We start from the raw sequence: 16,263 nt of genomic DNA, 5'->3' as shown, positions 1-16,263 counted from the left end.
ACGAGAAACCCTATACATAAGTATTGCTCTATGAAAAAAGTGTTGCTGTTTTTAACGATCACCCTTTATCTGATGAACCCCGCCAGGGCGCAGGATCCCCATTTTTCGCAGTTTTTCGCATCTCCAATGACGCTGAATCCTGCAATGACGGGTCTGTTCTCCGGCGACTACAGAGTATCCGGTAACTACCGTGAACAATGGCGAAGCATCTCCACCCCTTTCACTACAGGAACTGCTGCAATCGACTTCGGCATTCTCAAGAATGTGATTTCCTATACTGATATCTGGGGCGTAGGTTTGATGGCTATGTATGACAGAACCGGTGGCGGTGCACTCACCTCTACCTACCTGAGCTTTAGTACTGCTTATCACAAAGGTCTGGATCCGGAAGGAAACCATACCCTCGCCGTAGGTGTACAGGCTACATATGTATCCAAACGCCTGGATCAAAGCAAACTGGTATTCGAAAATCAGATAGACAATAATGGTTATAACCCGTCTATACCCAGCGGTGAAACCATTGCAAACCCGAACATCTCTTATCTGGATCCAAACATTGGGATCCTGTATAACGGTCTGGTCGGTGAATCTTCCAACATTTACGCCGGTGTCTCCTTATACCATATCACACAGCCAACTGAAACGTTCATGCAACAGAACAACAACAGGCTGACATCACGCGTAACTGTACATGGAGGAGGTTCCTTCCCTGTAAATGGTACTAACCGCATTCACGCATCCGCCCTGTATATGAAACAGAGCACTGCAAGCGAGTTTACCTTTGGTGGTGCTTATGGCTTTGACCTGAGCGGCGGTATGGAAGAAAATCCTACTGTATTCTACCTGGGTAGCTGGTACCGTCTGAAAGATGCGATCAATCCTTATGTAGGCCTGGAAATCGGTGGCTTCACCGTAGGTCTGACATACGATATGAACGTATCTTCACTGAAACCCGCTTCCAACTACCGCGGTGGTCTGGAACTGTCAGTGATCTATATTCACAGAAGGAATGATAGTAACAAGTATAAGACCATGTGTCCAAGATTCTAAGTCTGACATAAACCAAAATAAAGAGACCTGCCTGCTATAAACGGGCAGGTTTTTTGTTTTTCAGGACATCCCGTTGATTCATTTTTATGCCATAAATGCTTTTGATTATGGCTACTGGCGACAGCAGCCGATTGGCCGGATTCATCACTATTTTCAGGGATTTTATCCCAATAATCCCCGCTATTTCGCACTCAGCTTAATTTTTTAGGGTTTTTATCGTGATTTTTAGTTATTTACAATCCGATCAATGCGAATAATGCTATAACTAATTCAAAAACACTAGAATTTTGTTTTCATTCAGAGAAGTACTGGCGGCCGTACAGGCTTATGGGAAAGCACATCAGTTTATCATGCAGCACAAGTTATGGAAATGGATACTGATACCTGGTATCGTGTACTGCATACTCTTCATGACGGGGATATATTTTGTGTGGGGATATTCGGGGGACTTTGTTGAATACCTTTTTAACCTGCTTCCGGTGAAAGTCTGGATCCAGGACCTCGAAAGCAGCTGGATCAGTTTCTTCTTTATCCTGCTGGGACTCTCCATCCGGTTCATGATCTTACTACTCTGTTTTTCTTACTACAAATACCTCTTCCTGGTATTGGGTTCTCCCCTGTTTTCGTACCTCTCCGAAAAGACGGAAGCACTCATGGACAGGAAAGAATACCCTTTCAGCTGGCAACAGTTTATGAAAGATATGGTAAGAGGCATCGTGATGTCAATCCGTAATAGCCTTAACCAGACTGTGTGTGTGATAGTACTGATCATCTTGTCCTTTATCCCGATTGTAGGATGGATCACGCCATTGTTTGCCTTCTTTATTGAGGCATATTTCTATGGCTTCTCCATGGTAGATTATAGCTGTGAAAGACACAGGCTCAATACGAAACAAAGTATTCAATTTATACGCGCACACAGAGGTATTGCCCTGGGCAATGGTATGGTGTTTTATTTATTGATGTTCATTCCTGTATTAGGATGGATCATGGCTCCTTCCTACGCGGTGATTGCTGCAACTATTCATTTATCTGATAAACGCCTGTTACATGGAGCAACCTGGTAAAGTATACCTGATTCCCACTGTGCTGAGTCCCGAAGGACTGCACACTATTCCGCCATACGTTACAGCGGCTGTACAAAAGATCAGCGTATTCTTTGTGGAGAATGAACGTACCGCAAGGAGGTACCTGAAGGCACTGGACAGAAGTATTAATATTGACAACCTGCAAATCCTGTTAATGCAGGGTCCTGGTATGAACCAGGTTTCCGATTCAGAACAGGCTAAGAAGTTCCTGCTGGAAGGAAAAGACATAGGTATCATGAGTGAGGCAGGCTGTCCTGCCATTGCAGATCCCGGACACCGGATCGTATTAGCTGCACATAGTATAGATGCTCCCATCATACCAATGGTAGGGCCCAATTCAATGCTGATGGCATTGATTGCATCTGGTATGAACGGACAGAACTTCCAGTTTGTAGGTTACCTGCCAGTGAAGCCAGGCGAGCGTGTAAAAGCGATTAAAGACCTGGAACTGGAATCGATAAAGAAACACCAGACACAGATGTTTATCGAGACACCTTACCGGAATAACCACCTGGTGAGGGATTTGCTGAGTACCTGTAAAGAGACAACGCTCCTGTGCATTGCGGCTGATATAACAGGGCCGGAAGAGTTTATTAAAACGAAGACTGTCAAAGACTGGAAAAAGCAGTTGCCGGAGCTGCATAAGCGACCGGCGATCTTCCTGTTCCTGGCACAATAAAAAAAGCGCTTTTACCTTCGGTAAAAGCGCTTTTTTTCTATTGATAAACGGGATCTTTTATTGACAACACGCTATCCACGATAAAATTGCTAAAACCCCTCCAGGGTAAAGCACCGAGATATTCCTTGTAATGCAGCTCCACAAATTTCCCACTGCTCCGCATTAACTGCTCTGCCACCCTATCATTCGTCACAGAAAACCGGAACTCATTTGACTGTAAAGCGCCTGGCTGCCTGGAGCGATAGCCACTTTGTATGAGCCGGCCTTCATAGGTTTTGAATACATAACCTTTCTCAACAAAGTAGTTCAGCTCACCGGCTTTTACACCCCGGCCAAACACGAAATAATACCTGTAACCTACTACCCCCGCTATCAGCAACACCACCACTGCTATTACAGTAAAAAGGAACCTGCCCATAGTATGTGTTTTTATTAATGAACTTCCGGGCGAAGCACCTGGCGTGCAAATGCCAGCCAGATGATTCGCCTATAGTTATTTAAAGTCCGTACTCATCAATCAGGTATAACAAACCGGCCATGCTGAATGCTCCCAGTTCCAGTTCACGTTTGTTCACCGCAGCGAATACATCGTTTGCTGCGTGATGCAGGTCGAAATATCTTTGTGAATCCGGCAGCAGTTCGCCCATTGGCACACCTATAGCTTCTGCAAGCTGGCCTACATCCACACCACCACCTTCTTCTGTGAAATCAGTCACTTCGTAAGGGCGGAATAAAGGTGCCCATGACTGGATCTTTGCTTTCTTTTCCGCAGGCATGGTAAATGCAAATCCACGGGGTGTAAATCCACCTGCATCGCTCTCTAAAGCGAAGATATGCTGTTCATTTTTCGCTTTGGCTACTTCTGCATATTTTTTACCACCACGGGTACCGTTTTCTTCGTTCGCAAACAATACTACCCTGATCGTGTGCTTTGGACGAATACCCAGCGCCTTGAAAGTTCTCAGTATTTCAATTGCCTGTACACAACCGGTACCATCATCATGTGCGCCTTCATTTACATCCCATGAATCCAGGTGACCACCTACGGTGATAATCTGTTCAGGGTGTTCACTCCCTCTCAGCTCAGCGATCACGTTGTGACCAATGGTATCAGGCAGCATCTTTGCATTTGTGCGGAGGTATACTTTCAGGTCCTTTTCATCTTTCAGGCGGTTGCTGAGCAGGTCTGCATCTTCAAGGCCAATCGCTACTGCAGGGATCTTCGGATAAGCCTCGTCATAGCTCATGGCACCGGTATGAGGGAAATTGTTCGCCCCGTGCGACATAGAGCGAACGATCACCGCCGTAGCACCATATTTAGCTGCAGCACTGGCACCACGACCCCTGTATTTCACCGCATCTCCATAAGATTCGAAGGTGTGGATGAAGGTGGGATTGAAATGATAATTATAAAACACGATCTTTCCTTTCACCTGGTCTTTCTTTGCTTCCAGGTCATCGAAAGATGCGACTTCTATTACAGGAGCAGTGACACCGGCAGGACCGCTGCCTACTGAATTACCAAGGGCCAGTACAGCCAGTGGTGGAATGAAGTCACGGCGACGGCTGATGATACGGGCTTCTTCCTTCGCACCTCTTACCCAGTGAGGCACCATACACTCCTGTAAGTATACGGTATCAGCACCGGCTTCTTTCAGGGCCTTTACACCCCATTTTTCGGCTTTCACCATACCGGGGGAACCGGCCAGGCGGCCACCTACTTCAGAGGTTAATACTTTCAGGTTAGCATATGCCTTACTGTTGGTCAGGATTTCGTTGGCAATATGGCGAAAGGCCAGGGAATCGTCCTCTTTCTGTTGCGCTAGCGCCGGTAAAGTACAGCTAAGCAATACCGGCAAAATGTATCTTCTCATAAACATATAAACACTGTCAATTTAAGGGCTAAAACTAATCATTAGTCCCTGTTAATTCAAAATTAACATAGATGGGCGGCTGTTTCCATGGGAGGAAATACTTCAATATGACCAGCGGCAGACACCGTTAATCCCAAATTCCCGATATGTCATCCTAAAATGTTATAATTTTGTAGACCTGTAATAATGTAAGCCGTGTTCTGCAAGATGCGCTCTGCATTCGGTGTTATCCATTCTAAAAAAACAAACATGCGTATAGGAATAGTATGTTACCCTACTTATGGGGGTAGTGGCGTACTGGCAACGGAACTTGGAAAAGCCCTGGCGGACAAGGGGCATATGGTACATTTTATCACGTATCAGCAACCTGTAAGGCTAAATGCCTTCCATGCCAATATATATTATCATGAGGTGCAGGTACCTACCTACCCTCTTTTTGACTTCCCTCCCTACGAATCAGCATTGAGTAGTACCATGGTGGATGTAATTCTCAATCAGCAGCTGGATCTGCTGCACGTGCATTACGCCATTCCACATGCTTCTACTGCTTACCTCGCTAAGCAGATTGTGAGTAAAACCGGTCGTGTCGTGCCGTTTATCACAACCCTGCATGGTACGGATATCACGCTCGTAGGTAAGGATAAGACCTATGCACCGGTGGTGACCTTCTCTATTAATGAGTCTGATGCCATCACTGCGGTGTCAAATAACCTGAGAGAGGAGACCTATAAATCTTTCCAGATCGAGAAGGATATTGAAGTGATCTACAACTTTGTTGATACTGAGCGCTTTAAGCGCCGGGAAGCGGAACTGAAGCATTTCAGGGATGCGATTGCTCCAAATGGGGAGAAGGTTTTGCTGCATGTGTCGAACTTCAGGAAGGTGAAGAGAGTGCCGGATGTGATCAAGGTGTTTGCCCAGGTTAGGGAGCAGGTGCCGGCTAAGTTGCTGCTGGTGGGTGATGGACCTGACAGGCCAACGATTGAGTGTATGTGCAGGGAGATGGGCCTTTGTGGAGATGTAAGGTTTGTGGGTAAGCAGGAGCAGCTGGAAGACGTGATGTCTATCTCTGACCTGTTTTTACTGCCTTCGGATTATGAGAGTTTTGGATTGGCAGCGCTGGAGGCCATGGCGGCAGAGGTGCCGGTGATTTCTTCCAATGCAGGAGGATTGCCGGAGGTGAATATTCATGGGGAGACGGGGTATTTGAGTCCTGTAGGGGATGTGAATAGTATGGCGAAGCATGCAATAGAGTTGCTGACGGATGAGAAGAAGCTGGCGAGAGTGAGGAAGGGGGCTTTGGAGCAGGCGCAGCGGTTCCATATCAGCAATGTGATACCGCAGTATGAGGCGCTGTATGAAGAGGTGATTAATAAGACGCTTGTATTAGCAAAATAAAGAGCAATAAAAAAGGCCGGCTGTAAAACAGCCGGCCTTTTTTATTGCTTTTATTTCCTTCTGATCCAGGATTCAGGATTCTGCCTTACTACCCCTTTATAGATTTGTAATTCAACTTCTCCCAGGTTCTCCAGTTCATTTGTACCGGCAGTACCAATTACCTGCCCGGTCGTTACCCTATCCCCGGACTTCACGTTTACTGACTGCAGGCGTACATAGTTTGTAAAGTACTGACCATGTCTTACAATGATGAGAGATCCTCCTCCAGGTATCACTGCCACTTTTCTCACTTCACCCGTAAAGATTGCTTTCACCGGCGCTCCTTTGCTACAACCGATGATGACACCATCATTTTCTACTGTGATCCTTTCCATCACCGCATGTTGTTGTTTACCGAAGTGACCGATGATATTGCCGGATGCTACCGGCCATGGTAATTTACCCCTGTTATTTTCAAAGCTTTCTGACAGGGCCAGTGCTTCTGGTGTTGCTTCCAGGACGTTTTCTGTACGAACTGGTTTATCATCATCTGCCGGTGCCGGCGGCGGAGTCTTCACCACTTCCGGCTTAGGTTCCGGTGCGGCAGCTTTAGGTTCTGTCTTTGCCGTATTATTGTCAGCGGCCTTATTGGCGGCAGCTGCTGCAGCGGCAGCGGCGGCGGCTTTACGGGCAGCTTCTTCCCTGCGTTTCTTCTCTTCTGCTGCTTTACGTTTTGCCAGTGCTTCCTCTTCTGCTTTTTTACGCTCCAGTTCTATTTCACGACGGATTACTGCCTGGATAGCAGCCTGCACTTTCTGGGCATCCTTCTTATTCTTGTTGATGTCCGCTACCAGTTCTTTCTCTCTTCCTTTCAGTCCGGTCAGCACCTCATCCTTTTCCTTTTTATCAGCTTCGAGAATGGTGCGTTGTTCCTGCTCTGTCTTCAGGGTACCTGAGCGCTTTTCTTTCTGCTCACGCAGGCTTTCAATCTTCTTGTTCAGCAATACCTGGGTAGACAGGATATTGTCTGCCTGCCGGCGACGATAATCACGGTATTGTTTCAGGTATTGATAGCGCTTGATCGCGTCGTTGAAAGTCTGTGCAGAAAAGATGAAGTTCAGCATGTCGTAAGTGCTACGGTTCTTGTAGGCATATACGACCAGCTGAGCGTATTGTGACTTCAGGGTATCCAGGTCTTTCTCCAGGGTCTTGATGTCACGATAAGCAGTATTGATATCTCCGTTGATGAAGTTGATTTCTTCGTTGATACTATTGATGAGGCGTGAACGCAGGGAAATCTTTTCTTTCAGTGCTCTCAGCTGACTGAGGCTTTCCCTGGTAGATTTCTTCGTTTCTTTCAGGGCCTGGTTGGCTTCATCGATTTCCTTCTGCAGCTCTCTTTTTCTATGCTCAAGTTCTTCCCGCGATTGAGTGGGAGCCTGTGCGTGGAGCAAGGCCGGTAGTAATCCTATTGCTAATACTAATGGGAGAAACTTCTTCAGATTCAGCATGATGGTTTTAAAGATAACTGCAAAATAGCAATTTACAAATTTCATGTACAATACTGCACATTACTAACTATTCCTTTGTATAAGCTGCAGGCATTGAGAACGGATAGCTGACAGGCTGGTCAAAGTCAACTTTGTTAAATTCCATGTTGATCTTCGTTACGCCCTTAGCTTCTACAAAAACGCGGCGGCGGGTTGCAAACTTATGTCCCCCCATGGTTTTATATTCTCCGTAGGTCAGCTCGCATGAGCGCCCTTTCTCCTTATCCTTGTCCATTACCTTGCTTTGCTGCAATACATAGTCATCAGCAAATACGTTGAACAGGCTTGTAAAGACTTCACTTTCACAGCTGAATGAAATCACCGCCGGTGTCTTTACTACCTGGAAGATGGAATCTGTCAGGAAGATCGGATTGCCGACGATCATGTCTTGCAAAGTTTTGAAATCGAACGGGATATTGAGGAGATCCTGTGCGTTTTTCATATCGCGCAGGTATATTTTCTTATCCATTTTATTGACAGCCTTGAGGCTATCCGGAGTAATGATAGCACGTGCTACTTCACCGATGATGGGTGCTGATACAGAGATCCAGATCAGGCTATCCCTGGTCATGCGGATATTGGCAGTTACTTCAGGGGGCGACTTGGTATCTGATTCGTAATCTACTTTCAGCTTAGCGGAGAAAGTTTTGTAGGCAATGACGTTGCTCTGGATTTTACCCAGCAGGTCTTTATTGAATGCCGCAGCTTCAGCGTTGCCCGCGCTATCTGCTACCGGTGTATGTTTTGAAGTATCTGTAACAGGAAACGACGTACCGGCTATCTTCCGCGTATGCCTGCATGAAAACAATCCCGTGCTTACAATACCTAATGCTATAAGTGCTAATGTTTGCTTCATCATGATCTTTTGTTATCCCTTATTCACGTTCTGTTGCCAGTATGTACCGCTTCTCTGCTATTTTGCGGGCAAGGCCTATGGAGTTAGCACCTTTTTCCTTTGCTAAACGCCAGTATTCCAGGGCTTTGTCCACATCGTGGAGGTTAAAAAGTATATCGCCATAGTGCTCCAGCATACCTGGATTATCTTTCCCCTGCGGCGTTTGCAGTGCTTTTTCCATCCATTGCTTAGCCAGTTCGTACCTGCCCATCCTGAACATGACCCAGGCATATGTATCCATGTAGTTAATACTTCCTGGTTCCAGTTCCAGCGAATGGCGGGACATCGATTCTGCTTTCGACAATTGTTCACCTCTCAGTGACAGGTAATAGCTGTAGTTGTTCAAAACGGTGGCATCATCCGGCTTCAGTACCAGCGATCGGTCGTAACTGCTGTCTGAGTCTTCGTGCTGTCCTGTGGCATGATAAGCATCTCCCAGCAGGGAATACACATCCGCCCTCATACTTTTGTCCACATTACCGTTGATCAATGCCTCATTGAGTGCCTCGATGGATGCCGGATAATTCTGTAGCAAAAAGTTGGCCACCCCTTGAAAATAGTGCCCCATAAATTCCTTCGGGAAGCGTTGAGCCACCAGATTACTCACTTTCAGCAAGTTAGCCGGGTCTTCTTTCCGGCTATAAATCCACATCAGCTGGTACCATACGCTATAACGTGTGGAATCGAGTGCCACTGCTCTTTTGTAATCATACAGTGCACTATCCAGCATATTTGCCTGGGAGTACATATCTGCCTGCAGTGCATAGGCTTTGGCCTCTTCGGGGTGAGCTTCTATGACCAGCTGGGCGAGTTGTAATCCTTCCCGCAGTTTGGTGGTGTCTGTACCCTGCATTTGCAGGTATGGATATACGTAAGATACTTTTTCGTCTATGCTGTAGTCCGGATTTGCAAAGGCGCGGGTGAGGTAGTTCCAGTACTGGGCGTGGTCCCCGTTCTTTTTGGCGTTGTTAGCCAGTGCGATCAGTGCCCTGGGGTTTGCTGAGTCCAGTTCAAGGCTGCTTTTGTACAGTGCTATGGCCTCATCCATCCGGTCGTTGGCGTTATAAATATCTGCCAGCAGCAGGTAATATCTTACTTCGCCGGGGTATTGATTGATCAGTTTGTGAATTTCTTCTGCCGCATCGTCTACCCGATCCAGTTTGAGCAGTAACCTTTCCTTCTGGATAGCCAGTTCTTCTACAAGACCGACTTTCTTTTCCAGTTGGTTGAAAACAGCCAGGGCTGCTTCAGGCTGTTCTGCTTTGGTAAGAAACATCCCTTTGTTGTAGAGATACTCATCGTTGTCAGGGTATCGGATAGCCAGCTTGCCGTATACGGCAGATGCGCTGTCGAACTGTCCTGCTATACCAAAGGCATCGGCCAGGGTGATCTGGAACCATTTGTTGGTGGTGTCCATGCTGGCTGCTCTCTTGGCAAAACCCAGCGCATACCCGGGATTGCGGACTTCGATGAACAGTCTTGACAGCTCGTAATAAGCGGTGGGATTGGTCTTGACGAGGCGCAGGTAGTCGGAGAACTGGGTAATAGCGGTACGGTAATCACCTAAGATCTTGGAGCGTTCTGCAGCGAAGAACAGGCTGTCTGCCCGCTGCTGCAGGATCGTAGGATCCTTGATATATACGGTAGTATTCCTGGTAGTAGCAGGTTTACCCGTCTTACAGGCACTTAAAAAGCCCAGCCCCAGCAATAAAAATAACAACGCGCCGCCAAAACGACTAAAGTCTGGCAGGCAGGTTGCGCATTGTGTGGCAGTTGCATTCTTTTTAAGGGACCTGTGCATTTATTATGATTTTCCGGTATGTCCAAAACCACCGGCACCCCGATCTGTTTCAGTAAGCAGCTCTACAGCTTCCAGATTAGCCTGGATGTATGGCGCGATGATCATCTGTGCGATTCTTTCACCGGGGGCTACCACCTGAGGTTCATTGGACAGATTGATGAGGATGATTTTTATTTCACCCCTGTAATCGGCATCTATTGTACCAGGTGTATTCAGGATAGTCAGGCCCTGTTTAAAGGCCAGACCACTGCGGGGTCTGATCTGTGCTTCATAACCTGCGGGCAGTTCCATGAACAGGCCGGTTGGCACCAGGACCCTTTCGAGGGGTTGCAGGGTGATGGCTGTTTCAAGGTTTGCTCTCAGGTCCATGCCCGCCGAATCGGCAGTGGCATATGAAGGGAGTGGATTCGCAGATTTGTTAATTATTTTGACTGTAATAGCTGCCATTGGACAAAGATATTACTAATTATCTGGTTTAACGAGTATAAGGCACTTCCTCCTTCTCCAACAAAACGGTTGCGTAAGCGACTACTCCTTCTTCCCGGCCTACAAAACCCAGCTTTTCAGTGGTGGTTGCCTTGATGGATACCTCCTCGGTAGTCAGTTTCAGGATATTGGCAATTACTTCCTGCATTTGAGGTACATAAGGTTTGATCTTAGGTGCCTGCAGGCAGAGTGTGCTGTCGATATTTACCACCTGGTAGCCTTTCTCAGCAATAAGTTGCTGGGTGCGCTGTAACAGGATCTTGCTGTCTATACCTTTGTATGTATTGTCCGTATCAGGGAAATGAACACCGATATCGCCCAGACTGGCGGCTCCCAGCATGGCATCGCAAATAGCGTGCAGCAGTACATCGGCATCGCTGTGGCCCAGGGCCCCTTTGTGGTGAGGCACTAAAACGCCGCCCAGCCAGAAATCTCTACCTTCCGTTAATTGATGAAAATCAACGCCTAATCCAATTCTCAGTTTTGCCATAGTTGTCGTTAATATAAGTGGTTCTGGGTGCAAATTAAAAATCCCCCGGAAATATCCGAGGGATTTATATATTTTAAAAAAATATTAACTATTTCAATATCAGCTACCTTACCAGGTAGCTTCGTTCGTGTCGGCCTTGAAACCGAGGTCAAACACCAGCGAGAAGCGGAGTGTGTTGGACAATGGGTTACGCTGGATCCCATTTCCTGAAGGTACCAGGTAAGAGAAGTTCAGGCCGAACATATTATACTTTACACCGATACCAGCAGTTACATACTTGCGGTTACCCTTGTTTTTGTTTTCGTAGAAGTAACCGGTACGCACAAAGAACTGATCGTTGTAGGAATATTCACCACCTGCAGATACGCTCACTTCCTGCAGTTCTTCAGACATACCACCCGGCGCATCGCCAAAGGAGGAGAAGATACCGGAAATAACGCTCTTGTTCCTGTAATCGCCGGAACTGTCTGGTGTAGGCACCAGCAGTTTGTTGATGTCGAGGGCAAGCATAATCTTATTCATCTGGTCCAGGCCAAATGTGTAGGAAGTACCCAGGCCCATGTTGGTAGGAATAAAGTCCTTATTGGTCGCAGAAGAGGTGTAAGAGATCTTGGTACCGATGTTGGTAAAGGCCGCACCTACGTTCCAAGTATTTTTCACCCCGTCGTCCTTTTCAAAATCTTTGGTATAGAACAGGGATAAGTCGGTCGCAAAAGCGGTACCGGCCTTGATCACCTGACCGTTTACGTCGCCGCTGGCCAGGTTCGAATAGATATAACGTGCAGCGATGGCCACAGAGAAGTTGTCGGACAACTTACGGGAGTAACCTGCATCCAGGGCATACTCACGGGGGCGGAAATCGGACGTTGGTGTACCGTTAATATCAGTAAAGTTGATGGTACCGAGGGAGAAGTAACGCAGTGAACCGGAAACGGTCTGGAACTCATCCAGCTGGTAATAACCTGCTAAATTGGCAAGAAATACATCGTTCACCAGTTCTTTCAACCAGGGAGTGTAGGTAACAGAAATGGCAGATCTTGTAGTGGCAAAAGGCAGTTTAGCCTGGTTCCAGTAGATTGAGTTAGCATCAGGAGACGTGGCAACACCGACATCACCCATAGCACCAGCCCTCGCATCAGGAGAGATGCGCAGGAACGGCACCGCTGTATTGATGGTGTTGGTACGACCATCCAGCTGGCCGGTGGTAATTTGTGCTGCGGTTGATAAGCTAAGAAACATGCAACAGGTGAAAATTACATTTTTTAGTGTTGCCGTCTTGTTCATGCAATTATACATGCAATAGTGTTTAGAACGAGATGTAAAAATAAATTCAAATTTAGAATAAATCTTAAACAGGGGCCTGGCTAGGGATTTGCGAATCTAGTCTATTCTTTTGATGCATAGGTCAATATAAGATCACTTTTCCACCTAAAATCTTCCTCTTGCCATTAGCATTTACCATGATGTTATAGAAATAGATCCCAGGCGGCATCTTGGCTCCGGCATCGTTCCTGCCGTCCCAATTCGCCCCTAGATAACGGCTACCCGCTGCATTTATTGTATGTCGGATAGTTTTTATTTGCTGCCCTGCCAGCGTAAAGATCCTGATAGTGATATCGAGATCCTCACCCTGCTGATTATGCTCAAGCGTAAATTGTGTCTGGTCATGAAAGGGGTTTGGGTAGCATCCGGCATCCTGGAAGAGCGCCTGCGATGACTGAACCACTTTGAACCGTACCGTGTAAGTACTGGAATTGTTGTAGGTATCCCATACTTTGATTGTAAGCGTATGTGACCCGGCGGTCAATCCATACAGTGGGTAGGTGACAGTACCCGACTGATAGCTGTCCGGCGAAGCCTCAAAAAAGTTGTTCAGTATATAATACTGATTGTTGTCTTCATCAAGGGTGGCTACTATATCATGACCAATACCATTTCCCGTGGTATTTATGCCATGAAGATCGTAAAGCTGTAGGTATAATACCGGGTTTTCACTGGTAATATCTCCGTTGACAAAACCACTGCCATTGAGATAACCACTAACAGTGGGGCCTTCTGTATCAGTATCCGTTTCCGTAGCACTGCCTGTAACCTGGAATGCGGCGTACAGGCCTCCTGCCGTGGTAGTGCTATCCGTGGCGAAATAGCTAATACTTCCTGCCCCTGTGGTATAATCAATATCCAGCGGGACTATAAAGGTACCGGAAATCCTTCCATTTTTTATCGTTTGCTGTCCACTAAATAAAATATGCTGCTGCAAATAAAAGCTGGTTTTCGTACTTCCGGCATCATTTGCAAGGGTATACTGCGCTGATGGTTTATCGTACACAGTGGTGTACATTTTACCATTATAATCATTGACTACATTGCCCTGCGCATCTTCGATGTGTGCCATGAACGTGTATTTTCCCATAGCCTTCATCGTATCGGCGGCATTCCCATTTACATCCAGCAGGGAATCTGTTACAACATGATATTGCGGGAAGGCCAGTGTCAATGCAGGATCTCCTAACAACTGGAACTTCCGGTTATTAGGAATATCGCTATAGGTGCTGTAGGTCAGGTTCTTAGCCTCCATGGCTGCGGTGCCAAGTGTAGGCATCCTGCCATCGATGCCAGGTGTCAGGAGCTTCGTCAGGTAGTTGGCGTTCAATACCTTGTTTGATGCTGCAAATACTGCTCTCGTGGTTGTCATCAATGCGATGCCACCTCCGTTTTCCTGGAGCAGCACCTGCTCTCCCAGGGAATTGTAGGCAGGGTTGTCAAAAGGTGCAAAGTCGCAGGTAGCCGTAATGAACAAAGGTAACTTCGTACTGTTTTTCCAGGCCGAAAGTGAAGATGCATCCATGATCACTTCTTCTGCCAGCCGGGAATAGTTGCCATGACCTGTATAATTCCAGATCAGGGTACCATCGTACATATCCTCCGCAATAGCCGTATTCACCGAAGGATAGCGGCTGCCGGCGGCATCGGATACTTTGGTATATGCATCCAGGTAAATCTTGTTGATGTTGCCCGCAGGCCATTGTTGTGCGGTGATACTGCTCATGCTTTCTGCATCCTGTAAATGCAGGTTATCATCTCCATCGTCTGCTACAAACGTGATATGCTGCTGCCAGCGGCCCAGGCGGGAAGCGCTGTGATAATTAATTATTTTATTGACAACTACATCTGCTTCACTGGTATTCTTTACCGGTAAGCGCCCCACTCCTACGACCATCTGATTGGCCATACCTGCGTCATTGATATCGTCGGCATCAGAAAGAAACCCAAAGAAATCATCGGAAGGGTAAGCATAAATAGGATCAATGGAAATGGTGCTCTGCCAGGTAGGCACCAGATTAGTATTGCCGTTAATACGATATTTATAATCATATGATGCATCACCGAACAGCAATACATATTGCAGGCCACCCCTGTCGTAACACATTTTGATAAAGTCACGGATGGCAGTAGGGTCAGGACTACCGGAACTGAACTCTGTATAGATCTGCGCTACATCTACTACCTGTACGGACAAGCCATCGTGGGAAGTATGCCAGCTGGCAAGGCGTTGGGCTGCTGCAGACAAAGTATTGTTAGTGATGATCAGCATATTCGCAGCACTGCTGCCATGTAAATCCTGGTTGGCAACAGTACCCATATAAGCCGGTGAAAGGATGCCCTGATTTTCGAAAGCTACATATTCATGTAGCGTGGATGATTCGCGGCTGAATGACAAGGTAGTGCCATTCAGGCTGGTAGTTAATTGTATTGGATTGATCGGATCAGTGATATCCCATATCCTGGTTTGTGGGCCTGCACCCTGTAATAGGAACTTTGGTATTTGCCCTATTGAACCTGCATCTCTGAAAAAGAGAGGTGCATTGGTAGTTAATTGTAAAGGAATGCGTGCATTCAGGTTGATATAATCCAACCACCCCGTAGCCCCACTGGCACCCGGTCTAAAAGTAAAGGTGACGGGGCAGGCGGTACCTTCCGGAGTAGTAGTAAAAGTACCGGAAGTAGTTGTGGCAAATGCTTCGAAGATATTGCCGGTGATGGCACCCAGTGTAAGGGTGCCCCCGGTTTTGCCGGCTATAGCCATATCGAACCTGCTGGTACCACCGCTACGGGCACCTACTCTGGTATTGATACTGAGCGAAGTAGGTGTAAACGGCAATGTAAAGGGAATCGTTCTGCTGGTTTGGGCGGTGCTGAAAGCAGCCCCCCACCATTGTTTGCCACTCTGCAGGAGGTTCAGGCTATCATTTTCATAATAGTCATGATAATCAAAGCTCTGCACAGTGGTAGTGGATACAGGCGCAGCGGCATCAGTGGCAATGCGTTTGCCCCCGCTACTTACCTGTAGAAAGTAATAAGCGGTATCACTATATAAATTAAGTGTGTGAGAATAGGTGCTGCCCTGGTAAGTCCAGCTATGAGGTCCGGGGGCATAAAACAACAGGTAATCATCTACGGCCATCAAAGCGAGCTCCGGGAGATCGTCATAACGGCTACTGCTTACAGCCTCCGGGAGCATGCGCCCACCGGTGCCATAGAGGCGAATTCCGGAAGAAGTATTGATGCCCATACTATTAAGCAGGGTCTTATCGATCTTATAGATTCCCTCCCGGGCAATGGCAAGTTTGTACCAGGTACCTGCTGCCAGCACCGAATGGCCTGTATGCGGTACTGTACGGCCTGCTGCCTGGGCTGGTAAAAGCCAGGTCACCACACCTAACAGTATGTAACACAGTCCATAAAATTTCATGCAGGGAATTTGCGCAAACATAACAAAATTACTCTATATTTATCTCCTGAATCGACCAACCAGTAGGCGCTGGAAAAGGAAAAATTGCTTACCATATCACAGCATATCCTGAAAACCGTATATTAGTATACCGAAAGGGAAAAACCTGTTGAACATAAGCACATTCGGGGACGCAGATAATATTAAATTAATACGTATGCCATCCCTCCTTTGAAAATAC

13 protein-coding genes are annotated in these 16,263 nt (G+C 46.9%); 4 read left to right on the top strand and 9 right to left on the bottom strand.

Features of this window, described 5'->3' with window-relative positions; genetic code table 11:
* Positions 1-30 precede the first annotated feature (30 nt).
* The 3 genes from DXN04_RS11480 (at position 31) to DXN04_RS11470 (ending at position 2,817) form a co-directional block, all read left to right on the top strand.
* A complete protein-coding gene (locus DXN04_RS11480) occupies positions 31-1,050 on the top strand; it encodes a PorP/SprF family type IX secretion system membrane protein (protein ID WP_116853502.1) in 1,020 nt (339 codons plus the stop codon).
* Positions 1,051-1,337: 287 nt separating this feature from the next.
* Positions 1,338-2,117: an EI24 domain-containing protein gene (locus tag DXN04_RS11475; protein ID WP_116853501.1), complete on the top strand. Its 780-nt coding sequence runs from the start codon at positions 1,338-1,340 to the stop codon at positions 2,115-2,117.
* Positions 2,101-2,817, top strand: a complete 717-nt coding sequence (locus DXN04_RS11470) for an SAM-dependent methyltransferase (RefSeq protein WP_116853500.1) — start codon at positions 2,101-2,103, stop codon at positions 2,815-2,817. The genes DXN04_RS11475 and DXN04_RS11470 overlap by 17 nt, the downstream gene beginning before the upstream one ends.
* A 37-nt stretch (positions 2,818-2,854) precedes the next feature.
* Here the strand turns inward: DXN04_RS11470 and DXN04_RS11465 are convergent, their stop codons facing one another.
* Both DXN04_RS11465 and DXN04_RS11460 read right to left on the bottom strand, forming a co-directional pair.
* Positions 2,855-3,235: a hypothetical protein gene (locus tag DXN04_RS11465; protein WP_116853499.1), complete on the bottom strand. Its 381-nt coding sequence runs from the start codon at positions 3,233-3,235 to the stop codon at positions 2,855-2,857.
* Positions 3,236-3,314: 79 nt separating this feature from the next.
* Complete coding sequence (locus DXN04_RS11460) at positions 3,315-4,691, bottom strand: M20/M25/M40 family metallo-hydrolase (protein WP_116853498.1); 1,377 nt, start codon at positions 4,689-4,691, stop codon at positions 3,315-3,317.
* Positions 4,692-4,940: 249 nt separating this feature from the next.
* Here DXN04_RS11460 and bshA point away from each other — a divergent pair, with 249 nt between their 5' ends.
* Positions 4,941-6,089, top strand: coding sequence for an N-acetyl-alpha-D-glucosaminyl L-malate synthase BshA (gene bshA, locus DXN04_RS11455; RefSeq protein ID WP_116853605.1), 1,149 nt, complete (start codon positions 4,941-4,943; stop codon positions 6,087-6,089).
* A gap of 50 nt (positions 6,090-6,139) precedes the next feature.
* Here the strand turns inward: bshA and DXN04_RS11450 are convergent, their stop codons facing one another.
* From DXN04_RS11450 to porU, 7 genes are all read right to left on the bottom strand, one after another.
* Entirely contained in the window at positions 6,140-7,624 is a 1,485-nt protein-coding gene (locus DXN04_RS11450; RefSeq protein WP_116853497.1) for a murein hydrolase activator EnvC family protein, read from the bottom strand.
* Positions 7,625-7,646: 22 nt separating this feature from the next.
* The gene (locus tag DXN04_RS11445) at positions 7,647-8,477 is read right to left on the bottom strand and encodes a DUF4292 domain-containing protein (protein WP_116853496.1); all 831 of its coding nucleotides are present in this window, start codon (positions 8,475-8,477) and stop codon (positions 7,647-7,649) included.
* A gap of 16 nt (positions 8,478-8,493) precedes the next feature.
* Positions 8,494-10,314 (bottom strand): tetratricopeptide repeat protein, encoded by a 1,821-nt coding sequence (locus DXN04_RS11440; RefSeq protein WP_116853495.1) that lies wholly within the window; start codon positions 10,312-10,314, stop codon positions 8,494-8,496.
* Positions 10,315-10,317: 3 nt separating this feature from the next.
* On the bottom strand, positions 10,318-10,761 hold the full coding sequence (gene dut / locus DXN04_RS11435) for a dUTP diphosphatase (protein WP_116853494.1): 444 nt from the start codon (positions 10,759-10,761) through the stop codon (positions 10,318-10,320).
* 28 nt (positions 10,762-10,789) lie between these two features.
* Positions 10,790-11,290 carry a 2-C-methyl-D-erythritol 2,4-cyclodiphosphate synthase gene (gene ispF / locus DXN04_RS11430; RefSeq protein ID WP_116853493.1) on the bottom strand — a complete coding sequence of 167 codons (501 nt, stop codon included), beginning with the start codon at positions 11,288-11,290 and terminating at the stop codon, positions 10,790-10,792.
* Between the two features lie 108 nt (positions 11,291-11,398).
* Complete coding sequence (porV, locus tag DXN04_RS11425; RefSeq protein ID WP_233525567.1) at positions 11,399-12,529, bottom strand: type IX secretion system outer membrane channel protein PorV; 1,131 nt, start codon at positions 12,527-12,529, stop codon at positions 11,399-11,401.
* Positions 12,530-12,695: 166 nt separating this feature from the next.
* Positions 12,696-16,043: a type IX secretion system sortase PorU gene (porU, locus tag DXN04_RS11420; RefSeq protein WP_158568975.1), complete on the bottom strand. Its 3,348-nt coding sequence runs from the start codon at positions 16,041-16,043 to the stop codon at positions 12,696-12,698.
* Positions 16,044-16,263 lie beyond the last annotated feature (220 nt).

The sequence above is a fragment of the Chitinophaga silvisoli genome (assembly GCF_003412465.1).
Classification (GTDB): Bacteria; Bacteroidota; Bacteroidia; order Chitinophagales; family Chitinophagaceae; genus Chitinophaga; species Chitinophaga silvisoli.
This window is presented reverse-complemented; position numbering and strand designations above follow the sequence as displayed.